Raw genomic sequence first — 13,042 nt, 5'->3', positions numbered from 1 at the left:
TTCGTCCGCCGTGGCGGACTACGGTGGGCAGCTTTCGCGAAGCGAAATCTGGAAGGGGAGGAGCGCCCAGGCGCCCCTCAGTATGGTCCCTCCCATAATGTTGTCCCGTTCCACTTGAGCGGTCGCTCGCTCAAATCCCCCCATTCCTTAAGGTCTGAAAAAGTGATCAAGCAGCCTTTCCCCTCATACGCTTGCCGCCGTGCGGATCTTCTCCTCCACCTCCTTCATCAGCTTGGGGTTCTGCGTGAGGAAGAGCCGCGCCTGTTCCCGCCCCTGCCCGATGGTCTCCTCGCCGTAGCGGAAGAATGCGCCGGCCTTTTCCAGGATGTTGTATTTGACGCCCAGGTCGAGCAGCTCGCCCACCTTGCTGATGCCTACGGCGTAGAGGATGTCGAACTCCGCCTGGCGGAAGGGAGGTGCAACCTTGTTCTTCACCACCTTCACGCGCGTGCGGTTCCCCACGATCTCCTGGCCTTCCGGGCCCTCCTTGCCGTTCTTCTCCAGCACTTTGTCGATGCGGCGCACGTCCAGACGGAGGGAAGCGTAGAACTTGAGCGCGTTGCCGCCCGTGGTGGTCTCCGGGTTGCCGAACATGACGCCGATCTTCATGCGCAATTGGTTGATGAAGATCACGGAGCAGTTGGTCTTAGAGACGATGGCCGTCAGTTTCCGTAACGCTTGGCTCATGAGACGCGCTTGCAGCCCCATGTGCGAATCTCCCATCATGCCCTCGATCTCCGCGCGGGGCGTGAGGGCCGCCACGGAATCAACAACGATCACTTCGATGCCGCCCGAACGGACGAGCGTCTCGCAGATCTCCAGCGCCTGCTCGCCGTCATCCGGCTGCGAAACGAGGAGGTTGTCTATGTCCACGCCGATCTTCTTGGCGTACGTCACGTCCAGCGCATGCTCGGCATCAATGAACGCCGCGCGCCCGCCCTTCTTCTGCACCTCGCTGATGCAGTGGAGCGCCAGCGTGGTCTTTCCCGAGGACTCGGGGCCGTAGATCTCGATGATGCGCCCCAGCGGCACGCCTCCTCCCAGCGCAATGTCCAGGGAGAGCGAACCGGAGGATACGCGCGGGATGCTGGTGACGGGGACATCACCCATGTTCATGATGGCTCCGTCGCCGTACTTCTTCTTGATCTCGGAGAGGGCGTTCTTTACGGCATCGAATTTCAACGATGCGGGATCTTGCTTCTGGGTCTTCTTCTGCGCGGAAGGCTCCATAGTTTTAGAGGGGGAAGCTTGCCCTGACGTAAGAAGGGATGCTTTCGTCATGATAGAAGAGGGGAAGAAAGAGAGAAAGGAGGGAGAAGGGAAAGGGAGGAGGACACGGCGTTTTGCTGGAAGTGAAGGAGGAAACGGCGTTCCTTAGTCTCTCAGAACCCTTGGTGAATGAACGTACACCCATCCTAATATCCCCCTATGTATGAGTCAAAGAAAAGCTCTTGCAGAAGCGAAAAGATATAGTGGTGTATTATCGTACACCTACTTCAACTCTTGAACGAGCGCGATGATCTTGGCCACCTCTGCGCGCTTGATGGGATCGTTGGGGCGGAAGCGGTTGAGGACGGTACCATCCGGTGCCGTATCGCCTTGCACCAGGCCGTAGGCGGTGGCGGTGATGATGGCCTTTGCGAAGGGAGAACCTTCCGGAACGTCCGTGTAAGGGGAGGGGAGTTTGATGTCGGTATGCATCTTTAAGGTCTCCAAGATCGTCTGCACCACAGCCCCCCTCGTGGCGGGGGCGTTGACATCGAGAGTGGGGACGAAGACGGTGAGCTGCATCTGCTCGGCTTTGCCCACGTATGCGGAGGCCCAGAGGTTCTTGGCGGAGAGGTTTCGGGGCGGGGGAGCGCCTTCCAGGGAGACGGCCGCCGCCTCCAGCGCCATCTTGAGCACTTCCGCGTAGGTCACGGGGTTCTCTACCCCGAACTCCCCCTTGGGCTTGCCTTCCGCATCCCTGTACCCCTCGGCGATCTTCTCCCCGATCACGTAGCTCACGTAGGGGCTGTACCAGGCGTCGAGAAGGACATCCTTGAAGAGGACGGGGGAGGCATCAACGAGGACGAAGAGACGGTTTCTGCGCTCTGCGATCTCTTTGGTATCGGGGCCTGGGGCGGGAGTGGATGCCACGGCATTCTTCCTCTGCTCCTTCTCCGCGATCCTCTGCTCCCGCTTGAGCCTGTTCTCTTCCTTCTCCTTTGCGAGGAGCTCCTCCTGGAGACGCAGTGCCGTTTCCTTGGCTTGAAGCTCCTGCTCCTTTGCGAGGAGTGCTTCCTTGATCCTCTCTTGCCTTCGCTCGGCGTAGGCCTTTTGGAGAATTTCCTCCTCCCGCTTGAGGCGGGCGAGGGTGCGTTCATGTTCGGCGACCCTCTCCTGCATCCGCTGCTCACGCATCTTGCCTGCATTTTCCTCCTGCGCCACCTCCCTCCGCTCCTCCTCTTCCACCGCAATCTCCCCGCTCTCCTTCTTCATGTCTTCGAAGCGGGAGGCGATGGCGGCATTGGCACGGTCCAAGCGGTTACTGAGGGTAGTGGAACGCACGCCTCCGCCTCCTCCTCCGCCTCCGCTTGCCTGGGTTTCTTCGGAAGAAGTGGTGGAGGAAGATGCAGTGGGGAAGGAAGCCGTTGCGGTATCTGTTGCCGTGAGACCGTCTTGGGAGTCTTCGTAGGTGAGGGTGAGGGTAGTGGGGAGGTGGGTCTCCAGTACGGCGTTCCCGGGGGAGAGGGGATTGATGCGTCGCAGGACGGTTGAGAGGCGGAAGATGCCCGTGGCATTGCCCGTCTCCGTGAGGGTGAGAGTTTCACTGTCTCCCGAGAGGGTTGTGACGGTGACGGAGAGGGTGTCTTGGAGGGAGCCTTGGAGGTTGGCATCGGCATCCGTGACGGAGAAGATGATGCCCGTGTCTGTTGTGATGGTTGCGAGGTCCTCTCCCCCCGCATCGAGGATGGTGGCGGTTGCCTCGTGGATGAGCTTACCTGTGCCCTCCGTGACGGTGCCGAAATTGAGGATGGTGGCGGAGGTCGCCGTGAGGGGGAAGGAGGAGAGGGAGAGCGTTGCGCCCGTCTGGACCGTGAGGGCGGAGGATATGAGCCCGGTACCGTTCAGTGTGACGGCACCGGCGAGGGAGAGAGCGTAGAAAGCGTTTCCCGTTCCTCCCGGCGTAAGGGTGGAGGTGCCGTCGAGAGTGACGGTGCCTGCGCGGGCGGTGAAGGTACCGTCGTTGGTCCAGTTGCCTCCCACCGTGAGGCCGAAGTTGCTTGCGGTCACATCCAGCGTGCCGGCGGTGATCGCAAGGTTGCCGTTGAGATCGAGTGCGGAGGGAAGGGAGAAGACTGTAGCGGCTCCGTTGAGGGTGAGGTTCTGGTAGGTCCAGGGCTTGAGGGTGTAGGGGCCGGAGGTGCCGTCGTAGGTGACGGTCCCGGAGTCACTGTCATTGGTGAAGCCCGTGAGTGTTTCTGATCCTTGGAGACGGAGTGTTCCCTCGTTTGCGAACGAGGCCCCCGTGACGGTGAGCGTTTGGCCGTTGAGGTCCAGAGTTGCCCCGGAGAGGTTCAAGGCAGAGGTGAGGGTGAGGGCGTCTTGGAGATCGTAGATGCCGGAGCCGGAGAGGGTGAGCGCAAAGAGGGAATTGCCTCCACTCTGAAGCCTTCTTGATCCCGCGCCCGTGAGGGTGAGGGCGTTACTGCCATGGGTGAAGATTCCCGGGAGGAGGAGGCTTCCGGAAACCGTGAGCGTTCCCGTGGAGATCACGTAGCTCCCCGAGACCGTGAGGGAAGAGAGGCTCGTGGGAGCCTTTTGGGTGAGGACGGCGGTACTCAAGACCGACACGTTACCGATCCTTTGGAGGGAGCTTCCCGAGAGGGTGGAGATGCCGCGAAAGAGAAAGGAAGAAGTGCCGGGGAGGATGGTCCCCACATCCGCAACGTCGAGGCGGGCATCTTTGAGATCGAGCGTTGCGGAGGAGAGGTTCAAGGTGCCGGGGTGATCGAACACAAACTCCGCGCCGCCCGTGTACTGGGTATTGCCTGTGCCTTGCGTCACAGTACCGTTATTGGTCATGTTGTTCCCGTTCCCGGAGGCATCCGCGCCAAGGTTCCCTGCGTTCTGAAAGTCCCAGAAGCCTTTGACGACGGAAGAGGTGAGATTGGCACCGTTGGTGCCCGCAAGGCCAAGCTCGTTCCACCCTCTTCCTTTTCCATTGTTGTGGAGGTAGGTGATTTCGTCTTCGGTTAAGAGGCGGTTACTGTAGAAGGCGTTATTGATGCGGCCGGGGAAGAAGCTACCATTAGATCCTCCATCTACTCTACCAATAGTGAAGCCTGTTGTAGAGCCATTACCTGAATCAACACTGGTGGATTTATCGGAAATTGAACCAAAGTTTTCTATGACATTGTTAATAGTGGCTGTGACATTTCCATCACGGTCAAAATTCACTATGACCGAATTCCAAGTTCCAGCAGTAACAACAGCGCTCGAAACAGCATCAAATGGCGTTCCTGATGAGTCATTAAACTGGACTCGAATTTTTCCTGTGCTTCTAACCAAGACATTATAAAAATCATTAGTGGTTCCCCAAACACCTGAATAGAGCAAGCTTATGTCCGCCGGTAATTTATCTGCGTAAAAGCTGGCGCCAATACTAAAATCACCAGTTCCTGGATTCATCCACGTTCCAGTTGTGGCATTTACATACTGGTCTGTCCCATTGAATTGACCCGCATAATCCACCCCCGCCCCCTGCCCGCGGGGAATGCCCGTCGTTCCCAAAATCTCCGCGGCAGTGAGGGTGACGGAGTCGATGTAGATGGAGTTGGAGGCGGTACCAACGGGAGTAAAGCCAAATTGTGTGCCACCACTGGCACGAAACGTACCCGTGTAGTTGGAGTAAGCGGTAGAGAACGTATGTGTTTGAAACGCATGAGGTACGGCAGAGGAAGCTCCATATGTACCGGTGCGCACACTGGGGGTGCCTGAAAGGCTTTTCGCATAAAATGAATGATTGTATAACTTATTCAGCGTCAAAGTGTATTGTCGAACAGTAGCTAGATTCCCACTCGCATCCACATCCAATCGCGCCGCATACGTTCCGTGATACGGAGCCGTATCTTCACGATTCACCGTACTAGTTCCGCTCACACTCTCCGTCCACGTCCCCGCATCCGTCGCCGTCGTCCAATCTTCAAACCCGCCGTTGTTGATGGCGGCCGTGGTGATTTGCTTGAGGGAGACGTCGTCGAAGTAGGCGATGCCACCATTGGCAGTGGGAGCAATGACGGAAACTCGGACACTTGTACATCCCGTAGGTGCTGTAAAATCGTAAGTGAAAAGCGTGTATGCCGTACTTGTTATCCCAGTTTGCGTAATGGCTCCGATGTAAACACCATTTGTTGCATCATAAACGTAATACCTACCGGCGTTTGTTCCGTCTCCTCTTGTCCAAAAAGAAAAACGATATATTGCTCCTGCTGTCACTGCCACATCTTGAGTGACGGTTGGTCCCGAAGTATTTCTGGTCAATTTCGCCGCATGACCTCCACCCTGAACCAAAGTTGTTTCATCGTCAATCGCCCCATCGTCAACGTTGTCCGTCCACGTCCCAAACACATCCGCACCCCCCGCCCCCGCCGTCTCAAACCCCCCGTTCGTCAGCAGCTCGCTCCCGTACACCGGCGGTGCGATGATGTTGGCGAAAGATTGCGAGAGGTGGTTGGTACCGTGGCTGTCGTACCGCGTCCCCGCGTTCTCCCCTAAGTCCCACCAGGAGACAAGGGATGTTTTGAGATTGCTTCCGTTGGTCCCCGCAATGCCGATATCGGCATACACTTTTCCATTGCCGGAGTTGTAAAGCCAAGTCTTCTCGGAGGCGGTAGGCGGAGTACCTATCCAAACCCCCAAGGAATCCATCACGCCATCGGCATAGTGCGTATCTCCTCCTCCGTGCCCCATGTAAAGGTTGGCAGCAACGGTGATGTTGCTGGCGGCAAGACTCGATATGTCAGTGTTCCCTTCTGCGGCGCCGTTATTCACGTAGATTGCGAGATTCCCATCCCTGTCAAAATGAACGACCAGGTAATACCAAGTTCCAACAGAAAGCGTGGTGGTGCTTGTCGCGGTCAACCTGGTTGTTCCATTGGAAATCGCTGCGAATATTTCACTAGTATTGAGTGCAACTTCATATCCTGCGGTTGATGCACTGCCACCGCCAAAGCGAAAGAGTCTTTGAATCGTGGCAACACTGGCCGGCTTGTACCAGAATGCAACAACACTATCCGAAACGCCCGGGCTCAATCCCGTTACGCTGGCATTTGCTATATAGAAATTACTCTTGTCCGCCGCCGTAAACTGCACCGCACCGTCGCCCACGGTGCCGGTGATGTAGGAGGAACCCAGGTTAAGGGTGCCGCCGTAGCCGGAGGTGACGGTGAGGCCGGCAAGGTTGATATCCGCATCCACCGTGGCATCCGTTGCATCAGTACCGTCGAAGACGGCGGTATCAGCCGCGGTGGGAGCCGTGTTGTCGCTCCAGTTCGCGGCTTCGCTCCAGTTGGACGTGGAGCCGCCGCCATCCCAGGTCCTTGTTGCGGCAAGAGCGGAAGGGATGAGAGTGGAAGAGAGGAACAGAAGAAGCGCACAACGCGTGATGCTCCTGAGCAAATCCCTGCGGTTTCCGCGGTCTCTCATTTGAGTGTAACTATAGCAAAGGGAAGGGATAATCCCGTAGCACGCGGCTTGAATATGCGGAGGTGCGCAAGGGTAAAACCTCTCGTCGTATCCACGTCTTGCTTCGGCATCCTAGTTTCCCTACCATTTCTCTTCCATGGCCGATGCTATCACCAACGCGATGCTCCTGGAGCACATGCAGGCTATGCGAAGCGGCTTGGAGCAGAAGATGGGCAGCCTGGAGCAGAAGATGGGCAGTATGGAGCAAAAGATCGAAAACGTGAAAATGGATCTGCAGGACTTCAAAATGGAAGTGCGTGAGGGCTTTGAGGATGCCCGCCTGCACCGCCGGGCGTTGCAGGAGGACCTGGAGGCTACGATCAAGCTGCAAGCCAAGCACGACAGCGCGATCTCGCGTCTCAAGAGAACGGCGGCGGCTTGAAAGTGTCACAAAGTCTTACACCTCCCCACATTCGCTTCCACGTCGGTGATTTCGCAGTAGAAGCCCGCCGGGCAAAGGATGCCCGCTTCGCCGCCGCACGGAATGCCCTGAGCGGAGCCGAAGGAGGACGAACCCTCCGCTTGCGAGGACGTGCCGTCGCTCGAGAGGGAAGAGGGGAGGGAACTCCGCGATGCGTCCGAGGAGAGGGAGGAGGAAGAGCTGCCGCCTGTGAACGTGACGGAGTGCAGGACATCATCCTTCATGGCATCCCACGCATCCGGCAGGTTGAGCGCCTCCTCGCTGGGCGTGAAGAGGAACGTGAGGACGTTCGCCTTGGGGTCGCTGGCGTAGAGCCGCAAGTCCACCTGCACCCGCTCCACGCCCGTTTGCGCATTCAACCAGCGCACGCCGGAGCGGCCTCCCACGGATACGGGCGTGTCGATGAGGTTCTCGCCGGTGGGTGCCGAACTGATGAGCTTATCCTCGCCTTCCCGGAAGACGGAGAGGAGGGGACGGGTGGAGCCCGAGCCTTCTGCCGCATCCGGGGAAGCCGGTGCCGCAAACTGCGCTTCCGCTCCCGCGATGGTCCCTTTCCACTCCCGCGGGACTTCCAGGGAGATCCCCAGCGCGGGGATGGCGTACACGCGGTTCTGCGATTGGCCGCCCCGCACCTCCGTGACCACGATCACGGGGAGGTCGCGGACGTCCACGTTCTTCTCATACGTGCCGATGACATCCACCACGCGCCCCTCGAACTCGCCCAGGTCCACCGTGGAGCTCTCCAGGTACGCGTGCGGCTCGTCGTTCTGAATGAGCACGTGCGTGCCGCGGCGCGTGATGGAGATGGGGGATTTCTTGAGGAACCCCGATACCGTCTGCTCGCCCAAGGGAAGGGGAGGGGGCGGCTCGTTCCAGCATCCCGCGAGGGGGAGGAGGAAGAGGGAAGCGGAAAGCAGAACGCAGAGGCGGGCGGAGGATTTCATACGGTGAGTATACACCAAAGAAATGCCCCTTGCGGGGGCATTCCTCTTTCGATGCATGGATGGGGTCAGGCGGCCACCGTCACGCTGCCGCTCTTCTTGCCCGAATCGAAGGCGTACACCGCGCGGCCCACGCGCTTGAAGTACGGCATCTTCTGCAAGTTGAGGGAGATGGTGCCCACCTTCACGGTGCGCTGCTTGGCCACCTCGGCGATGATCTCCTTCTTGGAGAGGGGACCCTTCTCCTTGAGGATGCGCTCGATGACGTCCGCCACCGTCCCCGGCTCGTACCCCCACTCGCGCAGCGCGTAGAGGCCGCGGCCCACCAGCACAAACTGCGGGTAGCGGATGAGCTCGTTGTGCACGGCCTGCACCGTGACGTTCTTGTGGTCGAACTTGGCCTCGCGGATGCGGTTGGCGATCTCCATGAAGTGGAGCGGCTCGCCGGTCTTCTTGAGGATAATCTCCACCTTGTCGCGGATGGAGCGCGGGCGGACGAACCTCCACTCCGTGAGCCCCCATCCCTCCTCGATGTCGCGCAGCCTCTCGTCGATCTGCAGGCAGCTCTTGATCAGCTCGGCGCTGGGCACGCGGTCGGGGAAGAGGTGGATGGATTGGATGGCGCTGATCACTTCGTCCTCCTTCATGCAGGCCTTGCGCTTCTTGAGGATCTTCACGATGTTCTCCACGATGAGAGAAATGTCCTCGAAGGGGAGGGAGGAGAGCCTCCAGAAGGGCACGAAGGTGTTGCTGCGGCCGGTGGAGCTCATTTCTTGGTCAATGGAGAAGGAGAGGCGGAGCACCGCGCCGTCGGCCGTCGTGGCGTTGGCGATCCTCTTGAGGACCTGGGAAACCAGCTCGTCTTCCGTCATCACGCCGCCGTGGGCACGGAGGGTGGCCTTGGCGATGTCGTTCACCTCATCGAGGCGCGTGGTGCGCACCGTCCTCTTCAACTTGCTCAACGCGATGCTCTCAATTTGACGGATGCGCTCGCGCGTGACCTTAAACTGCTTGCCGATCTTCTCCAGCGTTTGCTTCGGTTGCCCGAAGAGTGCGAAACGCTTCTTGATCACCGTCACTTCCTTCTCCGTGAGCACCATGAAGAGATTATTCAGCAATTCTTGCAAGTTGATGCTGATTTGCTGCGCTTGCGCTTGCTGCTGCGATGATGCCGATGGGGTGACCGTTTGGGTCATGCAAGTCGGGGGGAAGAACAACCCTCGTTCTACCAGAAAATTGACAGTTGCAAAAGATCTATCGCACGTTGGTGTGGACGTTTTTGATCGCATGTGACATCAGAGATTTTTGTGAAGATCGCGTGACGTCTCATCGTCTGTACATACGTCCTATCCACCGGTGGCTCCGCGTGCGGCTCTCTTCTGCCATGTTCACCACTCGCGGTGAGCCATGGATTGAGAAGGGGAAGAGGAGGGTCCAATGAACAAAGTATGATGATAATAATATGAAATAATCCATTGTCAACACTTAACGGCAATCTTTAGTATTTCGCATGCTGCTGCGGAATCCGAATCAGTCTTCCTCTCAGGTATTTGACGTTCTTTTTGAGTTCTTGCCTTACGTGGGGTGGTATGCCTTTCATCAATGAATGTCAGAGAAACCCCCTTGCGGGAGAGGAGAGCGGCATAATCACGTACAAACGCCGCCTGCGATCCTTCTTCACCGGAAGGGAGGCGCGGGAGGCCCACGTACACGTGATCGATGTTCCGCTGCGCGATGAGACCCATCACCTGCACCACAAACTCCTCGGGAGTAGAGGAAGTTACCGTGTCGAGGGGCAGGGGAATGCCGATGGCGTCATCAAGGAAGGCGACACCGGTGCGGCGGGAGCCGATGTCGAGGGCGAGGAAGCGCACCGGTCAGGCGGCAAGCATCCTACTCATCCTCGACTTCTTCCGATCCGCCGTATTCCTGTGGAGCAGGTTCTTCTTGGCGCTGATGTCGATGGTCTTGAAGACGAGAGGGAGGAGCTTCGCGGCCTCATCCTTCTTTCCTTCCTTCACGAGATCCATGAACTTGCGGACCATGGTCTTCAGATGGGTGCGGTAGGGGAGCAGGCGCGTGCGGCGGACAACGTTCTGGCGGGCACGCTTGATGGCGGACTTGATGAGAGGCATAGCTGAGGAAAAGTAAAAGAAGATGGGAAAAGAGTCAAGGTGAAGCGGAATGTCATTCCTGCGCGGCCACCTTCCTCAGCCACCCTTCATACTGCCCCTGGAGTTCCTCAAACCGCCTCTTGTAGGGGAGAAAAGCCCCCTGTTCCTTGGTGTTGCGCTCCAATATCTCCATGTCTCCGTTGAATTGGAGAAGCGCCGCCTTGGCGGCCTCATCGGGAACTTGCTCCCCTTGGGGGGGTTGTGATTCCGCCGCAACGCGGCCGCCCAGGAGGTCCTTGAGGTTCCCTCGGGGGTCACGCCGCGCTTGCATGCCCTTCTGCCTCGCTTCGTTGAGGTTGTGGTAGAACACACGCAACACGCCTTGGGGATCCACCGTGCTGCGGCGGATGTACTCCGTGATGGGGAAGAAATCGTAGAGATAACTGTTCTCCACCTTCATGTCGTCCCGCAACTTCTCCCCTTCCTCTTTGAGCGCCGCATGGGCGGGGTCCCGGGGAAGAGCTTCCATCGTCCGATCAACCACCCGCCACATATCCATGAGCTCATGGCGTTGCACCAAGCTCTGCACTTCCTGCGCGTACCTCTCGGCTTCCCGATTCACGGAGGGATGCTGCGTCATCAACTCCAGCGCGGCATCCACCGCCTCCTGCTCCGGCAGCCTCTCCATGTGAAGCTGGATGTTGTACCGGCGGATGATCTCCGCCGCGGTGAGGATCTCCACGGCGAGGAACATCGCATGGCCTGCGGCCGGCCCCGGTTTGTTGCGGACCGCTTGGCTCAGGTTCCGCAGCTGCCGGCCCGTGGCGCGCGTGACGGAAGAGGCCCCCCGCAGCGTGAGCCTGCCGCCCCTCCACAGCGTTCTCGCGGTGCCGCGCACCGCCATACGAAGCACCTTGACGCCCAGCGCGCCGAGCACCACGCCCGCCCCCAGCAGGGCGATCGCTGCGGCGAGGTACGCCCACATCATGTTCTCCCACGCCTCCTGCTGCCGGAACAGCGCTTCCCCCACGTCCAGGTGAACATCGATGGTGGTGTTGACCTCCGTGAGGAAATCCTTGTACTCCCCCATGAGCCCCGCGGGAGGTTCCGCCGACCCCCAATCCTCCTGCATCTGGCGCAGCGCCATCAAGTGCGCCGTCGCGCCTCCGTACTGCGCGATGAGCGCGTCGCGGTTCGCCATGGTGATCCGCTCGGGCGGGAGCGGCAGTTGCGGTTGCGTGCCCGCGTACTCCGCGGAGAGGGGGAGGGACCGCACCACGCTCACCGACTCGCCGAACGCCCGGAGTTTGACCGTATTGAAATTGAGAACGGCATCGGCAACGCTCTTCGCCTTCTCCCGCACGACCCGCTGCTCCTCCGACGTCAATTCTTCCCACTTCTCCTTGCCCGCCGGCCAGCCCAGGGCTTCCTGCAAGGGTCCCGTGAGGGAGTCGCGCACCCGGGCGCGCAAGCCCAACGTCTCCGGAATGGGCAGGGTGTAGAGGCTCGCCATGGCATTGGAAAACCTGCGGAGGACTTCTCTCCCTTCCTTGTTCCACACGTCCTCGGTGATCTCCACGGCGCCCACGGTGAGCACGTCCTCTTCCAGGACCCTCACGAACCCCTGCAGGCGCTCGCCGTGGAATTGCCTGCGCGTCTCCATGTGTTCCGCCATCGCCTTCGCGACGTTGGCAGGCGTGCTTTCCGCGGGGGGAGGACGCACCCCTTCGAAGGCGAACCGGTCGCCGAATTGGTGCTGGATGTCCGTCAGCTCCAGCTTCCTCATCTGATGGTGCCCCAGCGCATCGGCGAACTCCACGGACATCCGGATGATCTCCTTGCGGCTCGACTCCAGGGAATCCGTGTAGAGGTCCTGGTCCTGCATGCGCTGCCGGAGCGTTGCGTACTCGCGCGCCTCCTCTTCCGTGAGCGGCTCGCCCTTCCCTTCGCGCGCCGCTGTATTCTTGCGCACAAGTGCTTCCCAGCGCCCGCGCGCCGCCGTGAGCTGCGGATCGCGCGCCGCTTGCTCCTGGAGCTTCAAGAGCTGCTCATACCGATGCATGAGGAGGCGGAGATAGAGCTCCTGCGGCAGGAACTGCTCCTCCACGCCTTCGATGGGTTCCGCTCCGGCCAGAATGTTGATGATGCGCTGGTTGAGCGCATTCCCTCTCCGCCACTTCCCCTCCGCGGATCCCGCCAGCGCGCGCTTGCTCTCTTCGTTCAAATGCGGAGAGTTCCGGTACTCCTCCAGGCGCCGCTTGAGGTCTTGGGGATTCCCCGCCTTCTCCGCAAGCCTCCCTTCCGCGAGGAGCACATTGGCGTATGCCACGCGCTCCCGCAGTGCCGCGTCGAGCGCGTCCAAGTACGGCGCCGCCATCGTCTCGCCCCGGATGATGTCCGCAGGTACGTCGTCCACGGTCGCCCGAAGGGCCTCGTAGCGCCCCATCACTTCCGTCACTTCACGCGCGACCATGGGCAGGTACTCGTGATAGGTCACCGCCTGATTGACGGTGATGAGCTCCGCGCGGTCCACGTTCGCAGCCGTGGAGGGATGGTTGAGGAGCGCCTGCCGCTCCAGGGCGCCGCGGCGGTACCGCAGCTCGCTCTGGCGGAACTGTTCCGAAAATGACGCGAACGCGTCATCGGAGACGATGTCGTTGAGCGCTGCGTCGAGATCCGCCTCGCCGTACGGCGCCGGCAGGCCTTCCGGCTCCGGTCCCACGATGCCCCGCACCCGCTCAAGCTCATCGGAGAACGGCGTGATGCCCTTCTTCTCTTGCTCCGGAACCGCCGACATGCGTGGGTTTTCTTGGAAGGTCATGGATGTGTGTGTGAAT

The 13,042-nt window shown here is 59.7% G+C and carries 8 protein-coding genes; 1 reads left to right on the top strand and 7 read right to left on the bottom strand.

Translation table 11 applies throughout. From position 1 onward, the window contains the following. Positions 1 to 183: 183 nt before the first annotated feature. Both recA and WC698_01740 read right to left on the bottom strand, forming a co-directional pair. Positions 184 to 1,230 (bottom strand): recombinase RecA, encoded by a 1,047-nt coding sequence (gene recA / locus WC698_01745; GenBank protein ID MFA6038968.1) that lies wholly within the window; start codon positions 1,228 to 1,230, stop codon positions 184 to 186. Between the two features lie 261 nt (positions 1,231 to 1,491). Continuing rightward, positions 1,492 to 6,690, bottom strand: coding sequence for a LamG-like jellyroll fold domain-containing protein (locus WC698_01740; protein ID MFA6038967.1), 5,199 nt, complete (start codon positions 6,688 to 6,690; stop codon positions 1,492 to 1,494). Between the two features lie 136 nt (positions 6,691 to 6,826). Here WC698_01740 and WC698_01735 point away from each other — a divergent pair, with 136 nt between their 5' ends. Continuing rightward, entirely contained in the window at positions 6,827 to 7,111 is a 285-nt protein-coding gene (locus WC698_01735) for a hypothetical protein (protein MFA6038966.1), read from the top strand. A 5-nt stretch (positions 7,112 to 7,116) separates the two neighbouring features. Here the strand turns inward: WC698_01735 and WC698_01730 are convergent, their stop codons facing one another. From WC698_01730 to WC698_01710, 5 genes are all read right to left on the bottom strand, one after another. Next, positions 7,117 to 8,094: a hypothetical protein gene (locus tag WC698_01730; GenBank protein ID MFA6038965.1), complete on the bottom strand. Its 978-nt coding sequence runs from the start codon at positions 8,092 to 8,094 to the stop codon at positions 7,117 to 7,119. Between the two features lie 65 nt (positions 8,095 to 8,159). After that, entirely contained in the window at positions 8,160 to 9,287 is a 1,128-nt protein-coding gene (locus tag WC698_01725) for a sigma factor-like helix-turn-helix DNA-binding protein (protein ID MFA6038964.1), read from the bottom strand. A gap of 282 nt (positions 9,288 to 9,569) precedes the next feature. Further along, positions 9,570 to 9,965 (bottom strand): Holliday junction resolvase RuvX, encoded by a 396-nt coding sequence (gene ruvX / locus WC698_01720; protein MFA6038963.1) that lies wholly within the window; start codon positions 9,963 to 9,965, stop codon positions 9,570 to 9,572. Between the two features lie 3 nt (positions 9,966 to 9,968). Next, complete coding sequence (rpsT, locus tag WC698_01715) at positions 9,969 to 10,226, bottom strand: 30S ribosomal protein S20 (protein ID MFA6038962.1); 258 nt, start codon at positions 10,224 to 10,226, stop codon at positions 9,969 to 9,971. A gap of 52 nt (positions 10,227 to 10,278) precedes the next feature. Then, positions 10,279 to 13,026, bottom strand: coding sequence for a hypothetical protein (locus WC698_01710; protein ID MFA6038961.1), 2,748 nt, complete (start codon positions 13,024 to 13,026; stop codon positions 10,279 to 10,281). Positions 13,027 to 13,042: the final 16 nt, after the last annotated feature.

It is taken from the genome of Candidatus Peribacteraceae bacterium, assembly GCA_041661065.1.
Taxonomy (GTDB): Bacteria; Patescibacteriota; Gracilibacteria; order Peribacterales; family Peribacteraceae; genus CAIKAD01.
The sequence above is the reverse complement of the archived record's forward strand: the minus strand, read 5'-3'. Positions and strand labels throughout refer to the sequence as shown.

Excerpts from the sequence above, each read along its gene's own strand:
- recA (MFA6038968.1), bottom strand. The coding sequence starts at position 1,230 with ATGGAGCCTTCCGCGCAGAAGAAGACCCAGAAGCAAGATCCCGCATCG.
- WC698_01740 (MFA6038967.1), bottom strand. The coding sequence starts at position 6,690 with ATGAGAGACCGCGGAAACCGCAGGGATTTGCTCAGGAGCATCACGCGT.
- WC698_01735 (MFA6038966.1), top strand. The coding sequence starts at position 6,827 with ATGGCCGATGCTATCACCAACGCGATGCTCCTGGAGCACATGCAGGCT.
- WC698_01730 (MFA6038965.1), bottom strand. The coding sequence starts at position 8,094 with ATGAAATCCTCCGCCCGCCTCTGCGTTCTGCTTTCCGCTTCCCTCTTC.
- WC698_01725 (MFA6038964.1), bottom strand. The coding sequence starts at position 9,287 with ATGACCCAAACGGTCACCCCATCGGCATCATCGCAGCAGCAAGCGCAA.
- rpsT (MFA6038962.1), bottom strand. The coding sequence starts at position 10,226 with ATGCCTCTCATCAAGTCCGCCATCAAGCGTGCCCGCCAGAACGTTGTC.
- WC698_01710 (MFA6038961.1), bottom strand. The coding sequence starts at position 13,026 with ATGACCTTCCAAGAAAACCCACGCATGTCGGCGGTTCCGGAGCAAGAG.